19 protein-coding genes and 1 pseudogene are annotated in these 21,405 nt (G+C 42.7%); 4 read left to right on the forward strand and 16 right to left on the reverse strand.

From position 1 onward, the window contains the following. Window positions 1-7: 7 nt before the first annotated feature. From ACFSVM_RS10860 to ACFSVM_RS10900, 9 genes are all read right to left on the reverse strand, one after another. Entirely contained in the window at window positions 8-1,009 is a 1,002-nt protein-coding gene (locus ACFSVM_RS10860) for a glycoside hydrolase family 130 protein (RefSeq protein ID WP_076313914.1), read from the reverse strand. A gap of 30 nt (window positions 1,010-1,039) precedes the next feature. Further along, entirely contained in the window at window positions 1,040-1,867 is an 828-nt protein-coding gene (locus tag ACFSVM_RS10865; protein ID WP_379262063.1) for a carbohydrate ABC transporter permease, read from the reverse strand. An 11-nt stretch (window positions 1,868-1,878) separates the two neighbouring features. Then, window positions 1,879-2,781, reverse strand: a complete 903-nt coding sequence (locus ACFSVM_RS10870; RefSeq protein WP_379262065.1) for a carbohydrate ABC transporter permease — start codon at window positions 2,779-2,781, stop codon at window positions 1,879-1,881. Window positions 2,782-2,854: 73 nt separating this feature from the next. Continuing rightward, on the reverse strand, window positions 2,855-4,228 hold the full coding sequence (locus ACFSVM_RS10875) for an ABC transporter substrate-binding protein (RefSeq protein ID WP_379262067.1): 1,374 nt from the start codon (window positions 4,226-4,228) through the stop codon (window positions 2,855-2,857). Between the two features lie 173 nt (window positions 4,229-4,401). Then, entirely contained in the window at window positions 4,402-6,033 is a 1,632-nt protein-coding gene (locus ACFSVM_RS10880; protein WP_379262069.1) for a response regulator transcription factor, read from the reverse strand. Beyond that, on the reverse strand, window positions 6,030-7,709 hold the full coding sequence (locus ACFSVM_RS10885; RefSeq protein WP_379262071.1) for a sensor histidine kinase: 1,680 nt from the start codon (window positions 7,707-7,709) through the stop codon (window positions 6,030-6,032). The genes ACFSVM_RS10880 and ACFSVM_RS10885 overlap by 4 nt, the downstream gene beginning before the upstream one ends. Window positions 7,710-8,205: 496 nt before the next feature. Next, on the reverse strand, window positions 8,206-9,162 hold the full coding sequence (locus ACFSVM_RS10890) for an NAD-dependent epimerase/dehydratase family protein (protein WP_379262073.1): 957 nt from the start codon (window positions 9,160-9,162) through the stop codon (window positions 8,206-8,208). A 117-nt stretch (window positions 9,163-9,279) separates the two neighbouring features. After that, the gene (locus ACFSVM_RS10895) at window positions 9,280-9,810 is read right to left on the reverse strand and encodes a TetR/AcrR family transcriptional regulator (protein WP_379262075.1); all 531 of its coding nucleotides are present in this window, start codon (window positions 9,808-9,810) and stop codon (window positions 9,280-9,282) included. 144 nt (window positions 9,811-9,954) lie between these two features. After that, window positions 9,955-10,968: an NAD(P)-dependent alcohol dehydrogenase gene (locus tag ACFSVM_RS10900; RefSeq protein WP_379262077.1), complete on the reverse strand. Its 1,014-nt coding sequence runs from the start codon at window positions 10,966-10,968 to the stop codon at window positions 9,955-9,957. A 279-nt stretch (window positions 10,969-11,247) separates the two neighbouring features. Between ACFSVM_RS10900 and mraY the strand changes: the two genes are divergently transcribed. Beyond that, window positions 11,248-12,198, forward strand: coding sequence for a phospho-N-acetylmuramoyl-pentapeptide-transferase (gene mraY / locus ACFSVM_RS10905; RefSeq protein WP_379262079.1), 951 nt, complete (start codon window positions 11,248-11,250; stop codon window positions 12,196-12,198). A gap of 116 nt (window positions 12,199-12,314) precedes the next feature. On the opposite strand, the gene ACFSVM_RS10910 is transcribed toward mraY, so the two are convergent. Further along, window positions 12,315-13,085, reverse strand: a complete 771-nt coding sequence (locus ACFSVM_RS10910) for an alpha/beta fold hydrolase (RefSeq protein WP_379262081.1) — start codon at window positions 13,083-13,085, stop codon at window positions 12,315-12,317. Window positions 13,086-13,684: 599 nt separating this feature from the next. On the opposite strand from ACFSVM_RS10910, the gene ACFSVM_RS10915 reads away from it, so the two are divergent. Further along, complete coding sequence (locus ACFSVM_RS10915; RefSeq protein ID WP_076313904.1) at window positions 13,685-14,299, forward strand: TetR/AcrR family transcriptional regulator; 615 nt, start codon at window positions 13,685-13,687, stop codon at window positions 14,297-14,299. 144 nt (window positions 14,300-14,443) lie between these two features. Here ACFSVM_RS10915 and ACFSVM_RS10920 read toward each other — a convergent pair whose 3' ends face one another. Then, complete coding sequence (locus ACFSVM_RS10920; RefSeq protein WP_379262084.1) at window positions 14,444-15,220, reverse strand: ABC transporter ATP-binding protein; 777 nt, start codon at window positions 15,218-15,220, stop codon at window positions 14,444-14,446. Between the two features lie 488 nt (window positions 15,221-15,708). Between ACFSVM_RS10920 and ACFSVM_RS10925 the strand changes: the two genes are divergently transcribed. Continuing rightward, window positions 15,709-16,629, forward strand: coding sequence for a TauD/TfdA dioxygenase family protein (locus tag ACFSVM_RS10925; protein ID WP_379262086.1), 921 nt, complete (start codon window positions 15,709-15,711; stop codon window positions 16,627-16,629). 78 nt (window positions 16,630-16,707) lie between these two features. On the opposite strand, the gene ACFSVM_RS10930 is transcribed toward ACFSVM_RS10925, so the two are convergent. The 5 genes and pseudogenes from ACFSVM_RS10930 to ACFSVM_RS10950 all read right to left on the reverse strand — a co-directional run. Continuing rightward, window positions 16,708-16,941 (reverse strand): transcriptional regulator, encoded by a 234-nt coding sequence (locus ACFSVM_RS10930; RefSeq protein WP_076313901.1) that lies wholly within the window; start codon window positions 16,939-16,941, stop codon window positions 16,708-16,710. Between the two features lie 62 nt (window positions 16,942-17,003). Further along, on the reverse strand, window positions 17,004-17,870 hold the full coding sequence (locus tag ACFSVM_RS10935) for a methyl-accepting chemotaxis protein (RefSeq protein ID WP_076313900.1): 867 nt from the start codon (window positions 17,868-17,870) through the stop codon (window positions 17,004-17,006). Window positions 17,871-17,888: 18 nt separating this feature from the next. Next, on the reverse strand, window positions 17,889-19,343 hold the full coding sequence (locus ACFSVM_RS10940) for an aldehyde dehydrogenase family protein (protein WP_379262089.1): 1,455 nt from the start codon (window positions 19,341-19,343) through the stop codon (window positions 17,889-17,891). Window positions 19,344-19,743: 400 nt separating this feature from the next. After that, window positions 19,744-20,490: a type I methionyl aminopeptidase gene (gene map, locus ACFSVM_RS10945; protein ID WP_379262091.1), complete on the reverse strand. Its 747-nt coding sequence runs from the start codon at window positions 20,488-20,490 to the stop codon at window positions 19,744-19,746. A 186-nt stretch (window positions 20,491-20,676) separates the two neighbouring features. Beyond that, window positions 20,677-20,967: pseudogene (locus ACFSVM_RS10950) on the reverse strand (cupin domain-containing protein); the annotation flags it as partial. Between ACFSVM_RS10950 and ACFSVM_RS10955 the strand changes: the two are divergent. Further along, window positions 20,967-21,386: a DMT family transporter gene (locus ACFSVM_RS10955; protein ID WP_379262093.1), complete on the forward strand. Its 420-nt coding sequence runs from the start codon at window positions 20,967-20,969 to the stop codon at window positions 21,384-21,386. The pseudogene ACFSVM_RS10950 and the gene ACFSVM_RS10955 sit on opposite strands and share 1 nt — an antisense overlap. Window positions 21,387-21,405 lie beyond the last annotated feature (19 nt).

Raw genomic sequence — 21,405 nt, forward strand, 5'->3', positions numbered from 1 at the left:
ACCTCCCCTATACCTCTAGACATAACCTAATCAAATCATCAATATGTGCCGTCGCCAGACATTCCACCGCGTCTGCTGAACCGTAATAAATTTTTACCTCACCGTCATCTTCTAATATCATTCCGCCCGGAAAGATCACGTTGTTACGGAAACCTCCATCAGTCTCATAACTAACCTCAGGTGCAAGTAAAGGTTCCTTATACATGCCGATGACCTTTTGAGGATGCTCCAGATCCAGCAGCATCAAACCGGCTGTATAACGTTTTTTCCAAGTAGGTTCCCACCCGTTTTTTCCTCTTGCTGGATCAAGATCTACGGCGTGGAATGTCGTAAGCCATCCCTTCTTTGTCTTGATTGGCGGAGCTGCCGGTCCAATCTTATCATTTGCAAATGGGACATCTTCCACTGCAAGCAGCAAAGCCGAATTCCCCCAGTATTTCAAATCAGGCGACTCCGAAATCCACATATCAAATCGATCGATTCCCCCTCGGCTGTACACCGTAAACGGCCGCTCAAGCCTCACGTAGTTCCCATTGATCTTCTCGGGAAACAGCACCATATTTCGCAAATCCGGAGTCGACAAGCTTAAAATTTCAAAATTCTCAAAATCATCTGTAACTGCAACACCACCGCGAATGCCATGCTGTGTATCAACGGCAAAACACATATAACACCGACCGTTAATCACAGTAAGCCTAGGATCATACACACGAATGTTCTCTTCATCATGCAGCTTAAAACACGGCTTAGGTCGTACATCCCAGTGAATTCCGTCATCACTGAAGGCAACGCCAAGGTCGGTTGTGTGATGTGGCTCAAGGATCTGGCTCTCTACACAACCGTAGTCGTTGCGGAATACCATGACATATCTTCCATTAAATTTGGTGACGCCAGCATTAAATACGAGAGCGGTTGAATAGGGAACACGGGATGCATCCAATATTGGATTATCCGAATGCCGTTTAATTACGGGACTTGAGATGAGTTTCCCAATCGAAAAAGAATTCATGTGAAGAGCCTCCTGTTCAATGAATTTTAACTAGCCCTTTAAGGAGCCGGCTGTCATCTGCATAAAGGATCGGTTGGCAAAGATATAAGCAATAAGAATGGGAAGAATAGACAGACAGGCACCTGCCATCATGAAGTGGGTCTGAGAAGCGGCCGCTATACCGTATTTCAAATTAGCAAGACCGACGGTGAGTGTCTGCAGCTCGGGTTTACTGAGCGTAAACACAAAAGGAAGCAGATATTCATTCCACGCACCTCGAAAAGCAAACAACGCGCAAACGCCAAGTCCCGGAGTAAGCAAAGGAATAACGATTCTCCAAAACGTTCGTCCAAGTGAGCACCCATCAATCCGAGCTGCTTCATCCAGTTCTTTCGGAATCCCGTTCATAAAACTGAGTAAGATAAAAAATGCAGAAGCATGAGCACTAATTAAGATCAGAATTACACCCCACAGCGATTCGTGTAAATGAAGCTTTACCATGAGGTCAAATTGAGGACGCAATACGACTGCCCCTATGGCTACAAACATCGTAAACGCTTGAAGGCCGACATATAATTTTTTACCGATAAACTCCATTCGGTTCACTACATAGGCCGCCATCGAAGCTACCAATAAGGTGCCGATCGTTGTGACACTGGCAACGAATAGGCTGTTCAGCGTGTATGTAGAAAAATTGGCATGAACCCATGCTTCAAGATAGTTCTCAAACTGCCAGTCAGACGGAAGAAAAGTGGCTCCGGCGGTAAGTTCAGCATTCGTTTTAAAAGAACCAAGGAAGGTGATTACAACGGGGAACAGTGTCAGAAATGCGACCAAAATTAAAAACGTCCACAATATAGTGTTCCATACAATTTTCATGAACGTCCCCCCTATTCATACTGGTTCATTCTTTTTGAACCATAGAAGTAAAGTATCGTTATCATGCCAACGATCACCGCTGTAACAAAAGCGACTGCGCTGCCATAGCCAAACTCCTGAATTTGAGTGGATGCTGTTGAACCTGCTGGCGGGAAAAATAATTTGTACACATATAAGAACATGACATTCGTTTTTCCAATTGGACCCCCATCGGTCAGTACCATGATACTTTCAAAGCCTTTTAACGCATTAATGATAGCCAGCATAATGATCATCTGCATGACGGGTCCTAGCATGGGAATGGTAATGTATCGGAATTGCTGAAATTTGTTTGCCCCATCCAGTGCAGAGCTTTCGTAAACATCATTAGGTATGTTCTGAAGCCCTGCCAAAAATAAAAGCATGTAATTCCCAACGGCCCCCCAGACGGATACGATAATAATGGTTAACATCGCAAAATCGACACCGAGCCAATCGATGGCACTCTTAACGAGACCAAACTTCATCAGAAACTGATTGAGGATCCCATTATAGGAATTAAATATGGTAAAAAATACGACAGCCATTACGGATGTACTTATAATGGTCGGCATAAAAAAGATGGCTCGAAGCAGGTTTCTTCCTTTAATGTTCCAGTTCAGAATAACTGCCAGGATCAGAGCAAGCGGAATGGATATCAGAAGTTTGCCTCCGGCATAGATAAACGTGTTGGTTACAGATTCCCAGAATTGCTGGTCCATTATGACACGTTCGAAATTAGCCAGTCCCACAAATTTCTCGGTTCCATACCCCTTATAATCATAAAACATATATCTCATAGCCCACATAATAGGGTAGATGCCCAGGACCACGGTTAGAATAAAGCTCGGCAACAGAAAGCTGTATGAAAAAGCAACACCCTTTGCTTTATTCATATCCTCTCAACTCCTTGCATTACAATAAGATTTAGAAAGGGATGGAGCGTGAACCATCCCCATAAGAAAAAAGTTATTCAGCATATTGTCCGGCTAGGTCGAGAGGATTAAAATCTGCCATCGGCTCCGCCTTTACTTCCCCACTGGCTATAGCGCTATCTAAGGCGGCGTTATAGCGTGTATTCAAATCATTAATAATGGCATCCAGATCTCCGCCACTTAGCATATATTTGAAAAAAGCGTCATCAGACTTCGTTCCCTGCACGGCAACCGTCGGGTATACCGGCCAGACACCGTCATATTTGTTAGGCAGGAATCCGTCAATTCCATTCACTTCAGGCTTCGCAGCAACCGCACTAACCGAAGGAACCATTGATATCCCAAACCCTTTTTCCTGGTACTGTTGAAGGATAGATTCGTCATACATGTACGTTAGAAATTTCCATGCCGCTTCTTTATGTTCCGACTCCGAGCTAATGGCCAGCCATTGTCCTCCTAAGAAACCTGACGCGCCATTAAATTGACCGTCAATGGAAGGAACCGGTGCTGCTGCCCAGTCAATCTTTGCAGGAAATTGGGATTGGTACACTCCTGCCTCAGCGGAAAAGGATAAGTACATTCCAATCTTTCCTTCCGCGAATTGAGCACGCAGTGGATCGATATCTAGAGATTCAACCCCTGGAAGCATACTCCCATCGTCCTTCATTTTTTTAAATGCTTCTATGATTAGCTTGAATCCGGTGAAGTCATAGCGAGCCGTTTTGAAATCATATCCAAAGCCTCCATAACCGCTCACCTCGGCAATCACGCGCGCAGAACGACCGAACGCACTAGATGGATTCTTGAAATTTTGGGCGAAGCCATAAGCACCACTTTCTTTCCCCACTTCCGTTATTTTCTTTGCCGTCTCCACTAACTCATCCAACGTGGTAGGTGGTTGTTCAATACCCGCTTTGGCGAAAAGCTCTTTGTTATAGATCAATCGCATCGTTGTACCGTAATTCGGCAGGCTGTAGCGCTGTCCATCGAAGCTGTTCAGATCCTCCATCAATGGGAATTTCTCCTTTATATCATCTGTTAGAAACTCGTCGATGGGGGCAATAAATCCCTTTTTATAGAAGGTCTGAATGGTGTTCTCTTTCACGCGAATCACATCAGGCGGATCTGAGGTCTGAAAGGACATATCCAGCGCTTGATCAAAATCGTCACCCTTGATAACGAGTTCAACCTCGATGTTATCTTCATTCGTTTGGTTGAACGTATCGATGACCTCTTTAACGAATTCAGAATCATGACGATCTCCCGTCCAATAAGTGATCTTTGTCTTACTATTGGTCTCAGAATCCGATCCCTGCTCCTCAGAGCTCGGGCTGCTGCAAGCGGCAAGACTTCCGGCAAGCAGCATACAACACATCGCAAATACGAAAGATTTATTTTTCTTCTTCATCCATAGAACCTCCCTTTTATGAGCGAAATATCGTTGTTGCTCTCTCAGTATAAAGGCATCTTCTTACTCACATAATGCGGGTAACCACACATTAAGGGCAGGTTTTATATTCAAACTGGCCCTTCTCGCAAAGCAAGCCTTGTATCCATAAACGGAAACAAGGCTTGCTATATCTACTGTTCTATAGGTTGAGTAACTCTCCCTGTGCTATACAACTTGAATTCTGATGGAGTCATATTGGTATGCTTCTTAAATACCTCGCTAAAATAGCGTCGATGCTCATACCCCAGCTCCTGAGCGATCTCCTGTACCTGATAATCATTTATTAACATCTCTTTCGCTTTTTCCATACGCTGATGCATCACGAATTGCTGAAAAGTGATATTCAGCACCTTTTTAAAAAGATTTGAAAAATAGCCGGGACTTATATTAAACTGTTTGGAACAAATATCGAGCGTCAAGTTTTTATGTAAATTAGAACATATAAATTCCTTAGCCTGATAGATTAATTTAGTGGATTCATCTGAACGTTCCTCTTCAATCCAGGAACAGGCTTCAAGACATATTTCTTTAACCGTTTCCCGTAAGATTTGGAACGATACCAAGCCTGAACGCTTAACCGCATTCCATTTTTCTTCAAGCCTCTTTACCCGATCCTGTGAGAATTGCTCTGACATGACCCTGCATATTTTGGATGAGAGCTCATAGCATATATTTTCGACATGCTGCGGCTTAGGGAGTGGATCTAGCTGCAAGATATCATTAAAAATTTGCTCCAGAATGAGTCGGCACTTCTCCTGATGCCCGGAACGCAGCGCAAATAGTAATTCTTGCTCGGTCGATTCCGTGTAACTCCAGAAGGTCTTCTCGTCATCCGAACGGTAACTGTTCACTCCATTAGCGTAGAAATGGTATTCTAAAGCATTCAGAGCTGTCTCATATGAATTTGGCAATTCATCAATAGAAGTCACGCACATGCCAATTCCAATGGAAATGGTGGAATGTGTGAATTGGTACATGTTCTTCTGACAGGCTCCCGCTATTTGTTCTGCGACCTTCATATCTTCGCAATTGAACAAGCATACAAATCGGTTCAAGGCTTCACTAAAAACAATTCCCTGGGTAAAACCTTTAATCGTCTCCTCTAATATGTTTCGAAGACTGAATCGAATCAACTCTACTTCCCTTGCAGGTTGATCTTTATATTTGCCCATGAATCGATCCATTTCCACGATAAACAGATTGAAGAATCGAGGCTTTAACGTAATACCAAGAGATTGCCATCTTAGATAAGCTGCAGATGAATTTGTATGATGATGAACCAGCAATGACAAGTATTCTTGCTGCAATACCGGTAAACTTGTAAACATATTCTGCTTCAATTCCATCACCTGGCTTTGCTTCTGCCGATCTTCTAAATAAGCTGACTTTGCTTTCAAAACGACCTGAACAATTTCATCTATTGAAAAAGGTTTCTTTATGAAATCAAATGCGCCTAGACGAATAGCCTGTCTCGTATAAGAAAAATCGGTGTACGCACTGAGAATGACAATCTTAGTAGAAGGGGAATATTCTAGAATCTCTTGTGTCATGGCAAGACCATCTTTTTTCGGCATCCGGATGTCCGTCAGTACGATATCTGGCTTCATTTCCTTAACCAATTGAATGCCTTCTTCACCGTCCAGCGCCGTACCTATTACCTCAATATGGAATTCCTCCCAAGGAGGCTTTCGTGCGATCATTTCTACCACACTTCGAATATCATCAATGATGCATAACCGAATTAATGAATGCTGTTTCATCATGATTCAACCCTTCCTTCCTTCATCGGAATCCATATTTCCGTCCTTGATCCTGCACCAATAATGCTGGTCAGTTTGATCTTGGCATCTTCACCATAAAAGAGCTGGAGCCTGTTAACGAGGTTATTCAAGGCATAACCCTTTTTAGAAACGGGCTCTTCCAGCATCCGCTTGCTCACTTCATCTGCATTCATCCCTATCCCGTTATCTTCTATGATTAGATAGATCAGATGGTTTTGTCTACTAACATGTAAGTCAATTCGCCCCCCGGAACGAATCTCCTTAAAGCCATGTTGAATGCTGTTTTCAACAATGGGTTGTAAGAGGATTTTCGGCAAGAGACAGCTAAGTAATGATTCGTCTGTTACAGTAAGTTCATACTCAAACAATCCTTCATAACATTTCTGTTGAATCAGGCAATATTGTTTCACATGCTGCAGTTCATCCTCCAGTGTGTTCCAATCTTTGCCCCCGCTTAATCCTAACTGGAACATCTGGGACAAGGACAAGATCATTTCATTGACCTCATCGTTTTCGCCTAATACTGACTTGCAATATATCGTATTTAGAGTGTTGTATAAAAAGTGCGGTTCCATCTGTGCAGTCAAAGCTCTCATCTCCGCCTGACGTTTTGCCGATTCGATCCGTCTTACATCACTGATAAGCCGATTAATTTCATCCAGCATGCGGTTGAATTGGTAACCTACCTGTGCTACTTCATCATGAGAACGGCTCTTAAACCGGACATTAAGACGGTTGTCTTCGACCTCCCTCATGAGTCGTTGGAGTTTATATAACGGATTAAGCAAAATTGTGGTTAATTTTGTGGATATAATCCAGGTGACTAGCAGAAAAAACAACATAATAAAGAAGGTGGTACGTTTTACGCTATTCATTTGCTTAAGCAGCGTATCCTTCTGCTGGATACCGAATAGGCTCCAGTCTTCTACTATAGAGGATCTTGCATAGTTCACAAGATAATCGGTATGATCAAATTGATGAAAAAAAGCACCTTCATTTCGTTCAGAAACATTGTGCAAGAAAGGGATGTCCTCCATAAGATTATGTCGGGATGACCACGCTGTCCGAATCACTTCCTCACCTTTGGCATCGATGATAAAATAATCGCTGTCATCATTCGCAGAATGTTGGTTCACGGTTCCAATCAATTGGCTTTCGTTCACATTCACGACAATGAATACATTGCTGTTTGTTACATTCTCCAGCGTTCCCTTCGTAATAAAAGAAAGAGTACGACTATCTCCAGTAAAAAACTTGTCGATATGACCCTTAATCCAAATTCCGCCGTAGTTCTCTTTGACATCGTAATACATACTCGACTCATAAAAGGACTGTACCTGAGATCGACGCTGTGACACGGGATAGAAATCCCCGATTGGCGTAGCAATAAGAATGCTTTCAATCAGAGGTTCATTAAAGGAAACCTGTGAAAAAACATACTGAAGCTCGGACAAATGAACATAATAATTCGAAATGTCATTGCTCTGTACATCCAGCATCATTTCTTTAAAAGCGTAACTGAACATAAGGGAACGGACAGAATTAGAAATCCCAGTCAGCTTATCGTCAAGAATTTGGATCGTTTTGTTGACCGTCTCCTGTCTCGATTCAAAGGCATTTCTCTGAAGCTCCTTAGAAGCAATCCCATACGTGATCATGCCAGATACCCCTATTGCAAGCGCTATCATAACTAGGAAGGACACACGAACTCTTTGTTTAAAAGAAACACTATGCAGACGTTCACCCAACTTTTCGATCAATCGCTCCAACTTTAGTCGCCTTATCAAATATCGATCAGCCTCTCTAATTCAATAGTCCTAGCATGACTAAGCTAATTGAAAAGAAGAAATTTTACAAGAAGATTTTTTATTTGTAGGAATGAAATGGACCCCGAATTAACAACAAAGAAGCAAATCATTTAAATGACTTGCCTCCTAGTGCACAAATATCTAATTTTAGCAAAGTAATGCTTAATCTAATTTCCAGTTAACACAAATTTACTTTTACTCTGTCATTCAGATTATGCTTAACTGCCTAGATCTAACCCTAAAATTTTCTCACATAATACATCCACAATACAGAAAATACGATCAAACAAAGAATAAGCAAGCTAGCAAACATATTAGTGATTAATCAATCACAAATATTCATAGTTTATTTCTTATTCTGCAATTCGCGAATAGTTGCGGTAATTCCAATCTCCGGTTTGGTTGATGAGAAGCTTCCGATACGACGCTTATACTTCTCACCGCTTAAGCGCAGTGGCTCTTCTGTTAAGTACAGCATTTCAACAACCTCCTTCATAACCGGGACGAATAAGCCTAACAGTGACAAACCAATTCTGCCTAGCGCAATGACGGGATTTTTAGTGCCGCTTGCCTGTTGTGCGATACGGACAATCTCATGGCCAGTTATGATATCCGAGCCTGGTATATTCCAGTTCTCCCCATAGGCATGCTCATTTCTCGCAAGCTCAACAATCATATGGGCTGCATCAGGCAGATACACATATTCGCGGGGAGTTCTCATATTACCTATGAAAAAGGACATTTTTACATTTGCAATCGCTTCGAGTGTTCCACCTAAATAGGAAGCCTGATTGGCAGTTGGTCCATAATAATCAGGAAGGCGCACAATCATCGGACGCGCCTTTTTCCATCTGCTGCTAAAGACCATTTGCTCAAAGGCAAGACGAACCTTTCCCTTCTTCGTATGAGGTTGTTTAGGGTGCTCTTCAGTTACGAAATCCATCTGTCTTCTTCCATAAGGGTAGATCCCATCTACGACAACGACCTTCATACTAAGTCGATCAGCTGCCTCCATAATAGATTCACCCAGAGGAGTCAGCTTACTTGCCATCTCGTTGTAAGGGACATTCGCGCAATGGAACAGGACATCTGCATCTTGCACCGCAGCCACAATCTCATCCGGCCGACATGCGTCTCCAACTGCCAGCGACAAATGAGCAGGATTGCCATGTCTGATAGCAATCTCCTTCAGCTTTGTGTTAGATCTCCCGAATGCAATTGTCGGCACCCCACGCTTCACCAGCTCAGACACAATAACAGCACCCGTACCGCCGGTTGCACCGATTACTATCGCTTTTTTCATACTTCGTCATCTCCCAAATTAGTTTGTGATTGATCAATTACTTATTCAATAACCAAACTATATCACCCAGTTAGTGATTGGTCAATAACTAAATTTCAAATTATGGCTTTCGCCATATCACACCCCTCTATCGATAAGCTCTGGCATATCGAGAGCCCACGAAATATTGCAGAGCATTCCTCTCGCCAGAAACAAAAAGGTTCGTTCCCCTGGATTCGATAGCCCTTTCTGGCGAAAAGCATCCAGTACAATTCGATGCACTTCCCGAAACCCATTTCGCATGGCTTCCCGAATAGGCTCTTCTCGCATTGTCTGGGCTTGCATTTGCAAGTAGGTTTCATTCGTATGTGCAGATAGAATCTCCTTATACGCCTCAATCAGATCACTTTCTAATTGCTCTGGGCCAGCTGCGGTTTCCACGACCTGCTTAAACGATTGTTGGATCCTTTCCCACGAAAGCTCCAGTGCGCTGAGTAACAACGCTTCCTTTGTTGCAAAAAAACGAAACACATAAGGCTGGGAAATATTTGCCCGCTCTGCAACCTGTGCTGTCGTTGCACGGTAATATCCAGTTTCCGCAAAGACCTCAATTGCTGCCGATATGATTTCGGCTTTACGGTTCACGCTTTTCTTCTCATCTCTTGCCATACTTCCTACACCTCTTTTTTAATTAGTAACTAATCAATAACAAAATATCAGTAAAGTATAGCTTATATAAGATATACTTGCAATCAAGCAGTTGCATTGAAAAAACAGCCGATTAATCCGGCTGTTTCCTTAGAGTTACAACATCTAATTCTTGATGGAGATGACGGCTTTTCCTTTTAACCGGCCTTCTCCAATATCTCGAAACGCCTGAGCTGCTTCACTCAGTGGGTACTCCTGATCAATAACCGGCAAGACCTGCCCTAATTCGACAAGTTCCTTCCACACCTGCTGGTCTCCGTTGTTTGGTTTGTGGATGAGCAGCATCATTTTCTTTTTTTCTAGCCTAGAAACGAAGGGGCTGAGCAATAGATTTTGGAAGATGCGTAACATCGTGCCCCCGATCATAACATATCTTCCACCCTTTTTTAGGGTGCGCTTTAAGGCAAATGTGGAGCGATTTCCGACGACATCAAGTATCAAATCGTATTTGTATCCTCTTGTAGTAAAGTCCTCACTGGAGTAATCCAACACATGATCCGCGCCTAAAGCTTGCAGCATCTCCAGCTTCTCAGCCAAGTCAACTGCCGTCACTTCTGCCCCATGCAATTTGGCATATTGAATGGCAAATGTTCCTACTCCACCACCGGCGCCATTAATGAGCACACGTTGTCCTTGCTTTATATCTCCTTTATCACGCAGACCTTGCAAAGCTAGAACGGCTGCCTGTGGGATAGCGGCTGCCTGCGCAAAGCTGATTGCAGCAGGCTTTGGTGTTAAGGCATTTTCGTTAGCACAAACATACTCCGCAAATCCTCCCCAGCCACAACTAGAAAGATCACCAAACACCTCATCTCCTCGTTTAAATCTGGTGACATCCGCTCCCACTGCGATTACCTTTCCTGCTACGTCTGCGCCAAGAATTCGGTAACGAGGCTGCCGAAATGCACCGATACGGTTTGCGAATGGTTTTCCGCGAAGAAGATCCCAATCCCAGGAATTTACCGAGGTCGCATAGACTTCGATCAAGACTTCATTACCCTTGGGTACGGGGACTGCTACTTCTTCTAAACGGAGAACTTCTGGTGTTCCGTAGGTATCGTACACCAAAGCATTCATGGAGGAGGGACCCAGCTTGCCGGACAATCCATTGTTATCCATTCTTTCTCTCATCATCATTCTCCATTCGATCACACCAAAGAGTTCACTTTCAAACGTCTCATACGCTGTAAATATTTAGAAGTTTCAAATTCAATTTATTCCAATGTTAAATGATGTATTCTATCCTGTTATTGATCACAAGGAGCAATTAAAACAGGAAAAATGTTGAAGCTAAATTTCGCTTTATTGATTCTTCACCCTTATGTATAGTGGATCTAAAATGATCATTTAATCGTTAAAGGGAGATTTATATTATGATATGAAAGGGGCCTATCCGAAATGTTTGGCATATTAGGTATATCTGCTCTTTCGTTTGTGCTTGTGGCACTCTGTGCTCCCATACTCATATGGGGATTACGCAATCTGAAGCTAACACAGCCCATTCGATCCGAGTTACCCCCTGATCATCAAGCTAAGCAAGGTACTCCATTGATGGCTGGTCTCATTTTACTTGTCGGAGTGGTCATATCTTTACAATCTTCTCCTGCACCATTGATGATCTTTATGTGCGTTACCTTTCTCTTATTCAGCTTTATTGGGTTTATGGATGATTTCAAAAAGGCAGTATGGCAAGATCCATCAGGCATCTCCGGACGAACCAAGCTTATGTTTCAATTCGCATTTACCTTTATTCTGCTAATTACTCTAATTCATTCATTTAATTTGTCGAGCGATATTTCATTATTATATGGTTTTAAAATACACCTGCCCGTTTACGTATACATAGTGATCATGTCACTATTTGTGGTTGGATCAGCGAATGCGATTAATTTTACTGATGGTCTGGACGGACTGTTAATCAATGTTGCGATCCCTAGTTACTTTTTCTTTTTTTTGATTTCGGACAAGCAGGAAGTTCAAATATTCACCCTCGTAATGATTAGCTGTTTGCTCGGGTTATTTTTCTATAATATTCATCCTGCCAAAGCTTTCATGGGGGATACCGGATCTTTAGCAATCGGTGGTTCGCTCTCTATCCTAGCTGTTATAGAGAAAGTTGAAATATTAATCCCGATTCTATTTTTCGTTTATCTGACTGAACAAATTTCGGTCATACTGCAAGTCTGGTACTTTAAACGCACAAAATTACGTCTTTTTAAGATGGCCCCTATTCATTATCATTTCAGCTTGAAATATGGCTGGAGCGAGAATAAGATTGTCATCGTATTTGGCTTTATTTCTTGGGCGTCCGCTCTTATCTGCTGGTTTATTTGGAAATATGCTCTATAGGCAATGTCGCGCCAAAAAAGTAACCGCAGCTAAATTTATAGCTGCGGTTACATCCGGTCGTGTGGAACTAACCGTTCACACTAACATTTAATCTCCAATTCTTTTTGAAAAAACGTTTATCGTTGACTGTTGATCTCCGTGATCCACTCCTCTATAGCATTAACTACTTCTTGTCGTTGCTCCTCCTCATCAATAGCTGGATCATTATCCCCTTTTTGCTTCCCATAGGATCCGAATTGTCCGTGGTTGCCTCCTTCTACACTGACATAAGAAGTATGTGCAGGCAGATTGGTTTTGGAGCTTTCCCACACTTCTCTATTTAGGACTCCATCCGATGTACCTGTAATTTGCAGCACAGATAGATCTGTATCTATTAATGAACCCGTCTCATCAGCATAAGAAGCCAAGAAAAACACACCCTCAAGCTCCTCAGTATGCTCAGCAGCATATCTGGCTGCAAACGAACCACCTAAGGAGTGCCCCCCAATAACAAACGATTCGTCTGGGTATTCCTTAAGGAAGGAGTCGGCTTTGTTTTGACCGAAAATGGCCAGGTTCAGGGGCATGTCGGCAATGTATGTGCGATGTCCTAGTTTAGCTAGTTCTCTCGCAAAAGGCGAGTAGCTTTCGGGTTCAACTAGCCCTCCTGGATAAAAAATGATATTAGGTTCCTTGATATTTCCCATTTCAGTCTCGAATTTGAAGCCGCCTTTAACTTCTGTTACTTTCACCTGGCTATCGCTCTGAAAAGCTAGCTCTGCTTGCTGGGTAGGATTATAGGTGATCGAATTCAGATACATCCATAAACCAATGGCACCAATCACCAAGATTAAGCATCCCCATAATAATATTTTTTTCCATTTACTGCTTTTTGTTTTTTTTGTCAAAGTTAAAACTCCTTATCAATGAAATGTTAAACTGCAGGCTTGGCTAGTCTCCAAACGATATAGCTCATGTATGATAACAGGCCAAAAAGCACCGCCATACTTGTCATATGAGCAAGCACAACAAACATATACACTTCAGGGCGATCCATGGTAAGCATTAATCCGCCCCGGAAAGAACTTGAAACAGAATAAGAGTAAGTGCGCTATTCCCTAAGATTCTCAGTTCTCTATTATTCTTATACTCATGCAATTCCCACTCCTCCTGATAGTTCTGGCAATAATGTTCCATTACACAGCGGAAATCAGAGAGCATGCGCCTGCTAAATACCACCAAGAGCGCAACCATTGCTCCTTGAATACTTACAAATATTAACGTGAGCAGCGCAAAAAATTGTAAGTCTCTCCGTTTTTGGCTGTACAAAAGAATTAATACGAGTGTAGCTGCTGATAAAATACCCGCTCGCTTTCTTCTTGTCATTGAATTGCTGATACATTTCTAGTAAATTATATTTACCGTTAAGTATAATTACAAGGTTCACTGCACGATTCATTTGTTCAAATAGACTATTTGTCATAAAATATTCACGGAGGTTATGTTGATGAATATCGATATTCAACGTTCACCAGGAAGACCCAAACAAGCTGAACATGAGTTATCCATACAAGAAGTTATACTTCAAACGGCTGCACAGCTGTTTATGAGTCATGGTTATGAGCCCGTGTCGCTCCAGCAAATTTCTAAAGCTTGCAATGTGACCAAACCGACCATTTACTATCATTTCACCAGCAAAGCTGAACTTTTTAAGGTTGCGGTTACGACTATGTTCAAGAATGTACATCAACATACGTCAGGATTATTAAGAGATGCAGAGCATCTGGAAGAAGGATTACTAAAGGTTGCAGAAGCAAGATTAGCCAATCCCCATGCGGAAATAGAGACGCTTCTTAGAGAAGCAGAGAAGTTTCTGAGTGAGGAACAGATCCAGAAGATTAGAGAAGCTGAAAATCAAATTTACGAGGAATTAGCTGACTATTTTCGAGAGGCCATGGAACGTAATATACTTCGAAAGAATAATCCAATGCTACTGGCTCAAACTTTCTCTACCATGATGGTTATAGGTAATAAAAATGAGACTTACTCTGCCAATTTAGGCAAGGAGATCGTGGAAATCTTCTTGCGCGGTACGTTATTGGGATCACCCGCCTCCATGTAAGCCTAACGAGTGTTGTATACAACATAAAAACCCCCATCATTCAACAAGAGAAATCTAAATTACCCGATTTCTTTCTAACCTTGTTTACTAGTGGGGGTTCTTATGTATTATATTAAACGCTATTACGTTAATATAATATTGAATTCAAATACTGTATGCTTCTTGCTCCTCCCGGTGATCCAGCTCATCCAATACCAAAGTACGCAGCTCAGTAAAGGAACGGCTGGTTCGTTTACGTGGATAGGGTAGATCAATCGGCACGATCGCCTTGATTCGACCTGGACGCCGGTCCATCACGACCACCCTGGTGGACAAGAATACCGCTTCATCAATATCATGGGTGACGAGAACCATCGCAGTCTTATTGGTCTGCCATATATCGAGCAGCGCCTCCTGCATATGGCCTCTTGTAAAAGCATCCAGTGCACCAAACGGCTCGTCGAGCAGCATGACCTCCGGATTTCTGAGCAGTGCCCGTGCAATGGCAACCCGCTGTGACATCCCACCCGAGAGTTCTCTTGGAAATGCCTTTTCAAAACCTTTCAATTTAACCAGTTCAATCAACGCGTCGACTCGGCTTCGAACTTCCGGATCTTTTAGTGATAAATCCGCTGCAATGTTCTGCTCTACACTGAGCCACGGAAACAGCCTGTGCTCCTGAAAGATAAAGCCTTTTTCCTGAGATGGACGCTCTACCCGCTTCCCTTTGAGAAATACATCCCCTTCGTAATCGGTATCAAGGCCTGCAACAATTTTGAGCAGTGTGCTCTTCCCACAGCCGCTCGGCCCAATAATGGTCGTGAAGTCCCCTTCCTTCACTGTAAGATTGATCTCATCCAGCACATGATTAGAGCCTTGGTCTCCTCTAAAGGTTTTATTCACTGCGTTCACTTCGAGAATTGATCTTCGTTCTTCGGACATATTGGCTCCCCCATTCTTAGTGAAAAATAAAAAAGAGACTCGGCTCACCTTCTGAAAAAAAGGGGTGCAGCCGAATCTCTGGTCGTTCCAGTCGATTCACACATATCGATTTAAATTACCGTTAAGAAATCCAAATCATTCGTTGTTGTGGCTCATCTTAGCAGAGCTGGGAGGATATTGTCAATACCCGATTAAACAGGTAGAATTACATTAGTAAGTAAAAAAGACTAAACTAAACCGCGAAAAAATCTTACATATTTTAGATAAATACAGGTTGACAGTTTGCGATACTTGCTGATAAGATTTGCTCCATCACACACTGAACTATAAATCAGTCTGTAAGCGATGAACGGATCAACTGGACGACCAGAGATTCGGATACGAGGGATGTAATGCATCTTCTTCGTGTCTGACTTCTCTGGCGTCTTTTTTTCGTTCTAAAGTCCACTAAAAACGTAGGAATACTATAATTGAGGAGGCTAATATCCATGAGTCAAACCACTTATCTGTCACGTGATTACGCACCTGTCCGGGAATTTAAAGCAGGAGCGAGACATTTGAACCGACTTGCAGAAGGATTAGAGGATCGTCCTTATACGTTGTTCACATTAAAACCGCTTGGTCCGATTATTGGAGCAGAAATCGAAGGTGTTGACCTTGGAAAGCCGCTGACTCCTGAAATCAAGGCCGAAATTCATCGCGCATTTCTGGAGTGGAAAGTGTTGTTCTTCCGGAACCAGCACATTACGAGCGAACAGCAGGTGGCTTTTGCCAAAGAGTGGGGAGAACTTGAGAAGCATCCTTTCCTCCCCCGGGGAAGTGCAGAAGAAATTACGCGGTTTGAGAAAAACGCAAATATGACTGGCAATGAAAATGTATGGCATGCAGATGTGACCTGGCGTATTGACCCTGCCCTTGGCTCTGTGCTTCGATTATCCGAAGTCCCTCCCTTCGGCGGTGACACGATATGGGCGGATATGGGAGCAGCTTATGACAACCTTCCAGATGAAATAAAAGAAAGAATCAACGGTCTTACTGCCATACATGATTTTACGACGACGTTCGGACGCTTTATGCCGCCGGAGATCCTTGCTGCAAAACAGGAAGAGTTTCCTGCTGCAGAGCATCCCATCGTGCGGACTCATCCCGAAACGGGGCGCAAGACACTATTTGTTAATGGCGCCTTCACCATCCGGATTGTCGGACTTGAGGAGGAAGAGAGCGAGAAGCTTCTTAATTACCTGTTCCGTCAGGCTCACATTCCAGAATATCAGGTTCGTTTCCATTGGGAAGCCAATTCCGTCGCACTATGGGATAACAGGGCAACCCAGCATTATGCTGTCTCTGATTATTACCCGCATCGCAGGGTGGCAGAGCGCGTATCTATTGCTGGTGATCGGCCGTTCTAATTCGTATATAAAAAAAAGATCGGTTCTTAATGAATCGATCTTTTTTTATAAGTCTTATGCAGGCCGCCGATTCATCTGTTAATCTCTCTTTGTTTCAGATAAGCTCGGTATCCGTTCATACAAGTCAGCAACATCACAACCGATAGTATAGGCGATGGATATCGCCATTTTGAGGGGCATCACTCTTTTGTTTTCGATAAAGTCGTATACTCGTTCCGGTTTAATCAGCAGCTCTTTAGCCAGCCATTCCACTGACCTATCGGATACCATTAATCGTTCATTGAGTAAGCAACGTCCAAGTTCAAATTTCAAGAGTTGAACTCCTCCCAATAATTTTTTACCTTAAGGGTTGTCCATTACCAGCATGTATATACTCACTGACTATCGTTTGAATACAAAGTTTGTTCTGCAACCTGAGCTAACTCTTCTGCTTTGACACTGATCTCTTGAATCGTAGCCGTAAATTCTTGAATGGTACCTGATTGGGTATCAGCAAGTGTATGAATATCGGAAAAAGCTTGGTTTAAACGCAGCAGCAGTTCTTGGATATTTTGTGTGATACCATTAATTTGATCTACGTTACTCTTGGAGCTCGTAGCCAGCTTCCTAATCTCTCCGGCAACAACCGAAAAGCCTCTTCCCACTTCACCAGCTCGAGCAGCTTCGATAGCAGCATTCAGACCAAGCAGGTTACTTTGATCCGAAATCTCCTTAACTACGGCCGAGATCTTGCCAATCTGCTGAGCACTTGAACTTATGTCTTGCATTTGTGCAGTCATGCCTGTCACACGATCATTAAGATGAGTCACAGCACGACTAATATCCTCAATTGAGGCCGTAGACTCCTCGACAATGGCGGAGAAGCTCTCCGCCATCTCAAACAGCTTGCTCGCTTTCTCAAGACTAGTCCCCATACCAATTCCACCAATCACTCTGCCTTCTTCGTCATGCAGTGGAATCGCTCTAGCCGCTAGAGGAAACCCAAACAGCTCCTTTGGTACAATCGCGGATAAAGCCGTATTATTTCGAATGGCATTGGTTACAATATCCCCTTCCATTAAAGGGTCTCCCGGGCTTACATTAAGAGAGAAAGTCTTCCCCGGAATATTAATGATCAGCTTCTCTGTATCATAGATTCCAATGGTAATGTCATCATTTGAGAGGCTATTCAAGAATGGAGCTACTGTTATAAATGATTTGATAAGATCGTGCTGTGTGTTGGGTTCCATTGATGTATTCATCTTCTTCTCTCCTTGTTCTTAATACGGAAATTTCCGCTGTCCATAGTTAACCGAAATCCACTTCATCGTCGTAAATTCATCCAGACTCCATGCTCCATTCATACGACCTAACCCGGATTGCTTCTCTCCACCAAACGCAATGATGGGCTCATCGTTTATCGTAATATCATTGACATGGATCATGCCGGTATGCACTTTTTTCGCCAGCTCTACCCCCCGCTCCAGGTTGGAAGTGTGGACTGCACCGCTAAGTCCAAATCTCGTATCGTTTGCGATATCAATGGCTTCTTCTTCTGTTTCAAAAGGAATGATGGAGACAACCGGACCAAACAGCTCATCTTGAGCAACGATCATCTCAGGATTGACATCAATGAGAATCGTCGGCTCTACCATTCTTCCTGATATCTTGCCTTGCAGGAGAGGAACGGCTCCTTCCTCAATTCCCTTCGCAATAAGCTTCTCAAGTGTTTCTGCCTGGCGTCTATTAATGACAGGACCAATGACCGTCTCTGGATCGCTAGGATCCCCCACCTTAAGCGCAGCTACTTTTTCTTTAAACATGCTGATAAATTGTTCATATATTGATTTTTGTACGAGAATACGATTGGCACACATACAGATTTGACCTTGATGTGTAAATCTGCTGAAAGTTGCCGCTTGAACTGCATAATCAAGATCAGCATCCTCTAGTATGATGAATGCACTATTTCCACCCAGCTCCAGAAGAGGCTTCTTATAGTTCTTGACTGCCAGCTGGCCAATATAGCTACCGACCTGAGTTGATCCCGTAAAGGAAATAATTCTAGGAATCGGATGCTCGACAAACGCATCTCCAATTTCCTTAATATCAGTAACAACAACATTTAATAGACCTTTTGGAATACCTGCTTCCTCGAAGATCTTGCCAATCAGTGTACCACCTGTAATCGGTGTATCCTCATGCGGCTTTAACACCACACCATTTCCCGCACCGAGGGCAGGCGCAACAGATTTCATGGATAAGAAGAACGGGAAATTAAATGGACTGATAACCCCAACCACTCCAGCAGGAATTCGATATAGACGATTTTCTTTGCCATCTTCTGTAGATGGAAGAATCTTTCCTTCCATGCGGAGCGGGAAGGTAGCCGCTTCCTTTATCATATTCTTAACAAGACCAATCTCAAACGCGGCCTTCATCCGAGTACCACCCAGCTCTTGAATGATAAGGGATGTAATCTCATCTTCATTTGCTTCTATGTATGTAACAGCTTTCTCCAGAATATCGCGTTTCTTGTAAGGATTAACCTTGTCCCATTCGAGCTTGGCTTTATGAGCTGATTTGTATGCTTCATCAATATCATTTACGCTGGCTATTTGAAAAGTCGTGATAATCTCATCATTATATGGATTGATATCATGCAGCACTTTCTCGCTGGATCCCTCTCTCCAGTCACCACCTATAAATTGTTTCCCTAGTTCTATGTAGTTCATATGCTTCCTCCTCTAATTATGGACTGCTTCAGATGATCAAATATAATATCGTCAAAATACTTGTGTTGAATAAGATCGTTTTACACCAATCTTGGCAAAAACAGGGATTACCAATGATATTTAGTGCTTAATGCCTATATTGGAGAAAGGTTATCATGCGATCGTTCATTTAAACACGTAAAATAAATGAACGAAAAACACCTGCAATGAAGCTCTTCAGTCAATTAACGATTTTGATGCTAAGGAGATCACCGGATTCACACAAATGCTAAACATAATTAACACTTCATTTAAATTTCATCAATGGCAGAAATTATAAAGGAGCGTACTACGGCCGCTATAGCGGCCGTAGTACGCTCTGAGATGTCACCGATCTTACGTTTCTGACTTAGATAACCAACTATACTGCAGTTAAGATAATAGGCTGATTCTTGGTAATAATGATAGTATGCTCGTGCTGTGCTACAAAGCTATTGTCAGGGACACCTAATGTCCAGCCGTCTGGCTGCTCAACGGCATATCCTGCGCCTGTAGATAGAAAAGGCTCGATCGTTATAACCATACCCTCTTTCAATACGCGTTTATCATGTTTGTTGTAGAAGGGCAGAATTTCAGTCGGAGACTCATGCAGTGATTTTCCAATACCATGACTGCACAGATTTTTAATGATGTTGTATCCGCCTTTTTTAGCCTCGATTTCTATAATCCTTCCAATTTCGTTCAATTTTACTCCGTGCTTCAGTGAAGAGATTACTTTCATCATTGTCTGATGTGTGTATTGGCACAGCTGCATTAATGACGGCTCATATGGAGGAATCAAAAAAGATTGCCCCGCATCCGCATAATAACCCCCCGCTTCTGCAGAAACATCGATGTTGATTAGATCGCCTGGCTGAATAATTCGGTTACCTGGTATACCATGAGCCACTTCGTGGTTAACACTAATACAGGTATTTCCAGGGAAATCATAAGTGATCTTTGGTGCCGATACAGCACCATACCTGCCCAGAATCTGCCCTCCAATTTCGTCAAGCTCCTTTGTTGTCATTCCTGCACGTGCCTGATTTTTCATTTCTTTGATCGTCAAGGCAACAATCCTGCCTATTTCCTTCAGACCTTCAATATCATTTTGCGATCCTATTGTCATCTAAGCCCCTCCATTTAACTAATGTATCTAATTTACCACATCTATCACTTATTTAAATATTTATGGATAAACGGGCTATTCCCTTTATAAATCTTTGAAAATAGCGGCAGCACTGGTGGACGTTGCTGGATCAAACGGTCAATCTCAAGGATGCTGTCTATAATGCTTGTCACCCACTGCTAGTCTGTTCGTTGCTTTTATATAAGGTTTCACATAAGTTCCGTATAACTCTTGGGACAACATGAATCTCGGAGAAACGTTCAAACAAATATAGACACAACCCGAATTATTGTTATCTCTGGCAAGGTGCAGGCAGCCACTATTGATAAATAACGCTTCACCCTTAGACAAGTTCACTTTTTTCTCCTGAATCTGAAAAACAGCCTGCCCTTTGACTACAAGTACAAATTGGAGTTCTTCATGCCAGTGCAATGGGATATATCCGTTAATATGGTGAATGATCGTCGTGTGATAGCATGTGTTTAATTCTAATTATTTTGGGAGCTTTATTCTGGGGGATTGGCGGAACGGTTGCAAAAAAGCTCTTTCAATACGGAATAGATATGGGATCGTTCGTAACTGTCCGATTACTGATTGCAGGAATACTCCTTCTTACCGTCCATTGTTGTAAAAAGGACAGCAGAAACATATTTGAGATCTTCGACAGATCAAAAACAATGGCCTTCTGGTTCTATATTGAAAGCTTAAACAGCTTGTCTCCAAAGGAGTCCAGTCTGATGGGCAGCCTTGAGCCAATCGCAGCCGTGCTGACGACCGTATTCTGGATGAAGGAATCCTTTGGAGGATTTCAATGGATGGGCACGCTCTGCATCATGATCGTGGTGATCTACTTAGCTCTTAATAAAGAGGCCTCTTCAGATCGCGCAAACTCATAGAATCAACGAAACAAGAACG

The sequence above is a fragment of the Paenibacillus shunpengii genome (assembly GCF_042684905.1).
In the GTDB taxonomy this organism is placed as follows: Bacteria; Bacillota; Bacilli; order Paenibacillales; family Paenibacillaceae; genus Paenibacillus; species Paenibacillus shunpengii.